The sequence below is a fragment of the Candidatus Cloacimonadota bacterium genome (assembly GCA_012522635.1).
GTDB lineage: Bacteria > Cloacimonadota > Cloacimonadia > Cloacimonadales > Cloacimonadaceae > Syntrophosphaera.
Window position 1 is genome coordinate 1 of the sequence record JAAYKA010000076.1, and the last position, 1763, is coordinate 1763.

A 1763-nucleotide genomic window follows, 5' to 3' on the forward strand; every position below is an offset into this window, starting at 1 on the left:
CGTTTCCAGCCATATCGATCAAGAGGCTGAAATCCTGGGAAAAAACCAGTCCATCCTCATAGGTATCATTTCCGGCAGGATCCAGCAAAAAGCAGATGGGTTCATTCTCATGGCCTTTGAGCGGATATAAATCCCGACCGGTAGTCCCAATCACCATCAAACCGTGACGACTTTTGCGAACCAGGGGTTTTTTATGCTTAAATTCCAGGCTGGAAGAGTGTTCCACCACCGCGTCGGAAAGAGCCAGACCGCGGACGCCAGCTCGCAGCAATTTGCGCCGGTCCAATTTTTCGGGAAGCTCGCGCACGGCGGGTGGATCCAGTTCTTCATATTGCGGTAAACCCTGCTGCTGACAATAGTTTTCATAAAAATCCGCATCCTCGCTTTCAATGAAATGCCAAATCCAAAAACTGAGCAACTCATTTTTATCCTGGGGCGAAAAAGCGGCAAAAGCGGATTGAACTTCCTCTACCAAGGGATCGAGATAGAGCTCCAGCCAGCCAAAAATATCAGCGGGTTTGCGCACCTGCAAACGTAACTGCTCCAAATACATGGATTTGGCAGTGGGGTAAATTTGTCTGAACATTTCCCCATCCAAATTGAAAGCGATGCCGCCCAGTTTACAAAGCAGCTCGGAAACAGATTCCGGCTCCTCAAGCTTGCAGGCGTCACCCAATTCCCGCAAATCCTCAAAAGCTTGCCAGGGGTTTTGCAACTGGCGCAATTGCCAATCCAGCTTATATTTACAGCTTAAATCCCAGTCTTTTTCAAAGCAGAGGGAAGAGGCCTCCAAGCCTGCTGTTTCCAGCATCTGATGCAGTTGCTGGATTTCAGCAGGTTCCAAAAGGGCGGCGAGCCCAACCCAAAACAGGGAAAAGACAGCTATAATCGCCGCAAGGCGTATATTTTGACACATTTTCGGGGACTCCTTTTTGTTCATTCCAAACTTTGGGAATCCCCGGATTGTGTCAACGATAATCAGTTTTTCAGCCTGCGCGCGATGTCTGCGACGTAGGCGCCCTGGAAACGCGCTCCTTCAAGTTCGTTTTCGGTGGGGCTGTTTTTTGCTCCGGCAATGGTGCTGGCTCCATATGGCGAACAGCCTGTAATCTCGTCCATGCGGGATTGTCCCTTAAAATCGTAGGGCAGGCCTGCCACAATCATGCCATGATGCAGCAAAACGGGGTAGAAGGTGAGAATGGTGGTTTCCTGACCTCCATGTTGGGTGCCGCTGCTGGTGAAAACCGAACCCACCTTTCCGGTGAGCGAGTTTTTTGCCCAAAGGCTGCCGGTGCCATCCAAAAAAGCCTTCATCTGGGAAGCCATGCTGCCAAAGCGGGTGGGCGTTCCAAAGATGATGGCGTCAGCCTCTTCCAAATCTTGGATTGTGGCTTCCGGAATGTGCGCGAAAGCCGCACGCATCTTGTTCATGCCGGTTTTTTCCAAAATCTCGGGTGGGAGAGTTTCAGGCACTTGTTTAATCTCAACCTCCACGCCCTCAACAGTTTTGGCGCCCTCTGCCACAGCTTTTGCCAGTTCATATATGTGTCCATAAGCGGAATAGAATAGGACCAGTATTTTCATTTTATAACTCCATTTTCAGTTTTGTAAACAATCTAAACGAAAAGGGAGGTGTCGTCAAATCTGGCGGGTTATGGGAGGAAGTCAGGAAAACGTAAAACAAATCCTGTGTTACAAATAAACCCCCGCGCCAACCGCATTTTCCCCCTTCATCAGCGTTCCTTTTTTGAAAAATCTTGACA

At 49.3% G+C, this 1763-nt stretch carries 2 protein-coding genes; both read right to left on the minus strand.

What is annotated here, in order from left to right; all coding sequences use genetic code 11:
- Nucleotides 1-916, minus strand: a 916-nt coding sequence (locus GX135_04245) for a hypothetical protein (GenBank protein ID NLN85298.1), incomplete at its 3' end; no start/stop codon positions are given.
- 62 nt (nt 917-978) lie between these two features.
- Entirely contained in the window at nt 979-1584 is a 606-nt protein-coding gene (gene wrbA / locus GX135_04250; GenBank protein ID NLN85299.1) for an NAD(P)H:quinone oxidoreductase, read from the minus strand.
- Nucleotides 1585-1763 lie beyond the last annotated feature (179 nt).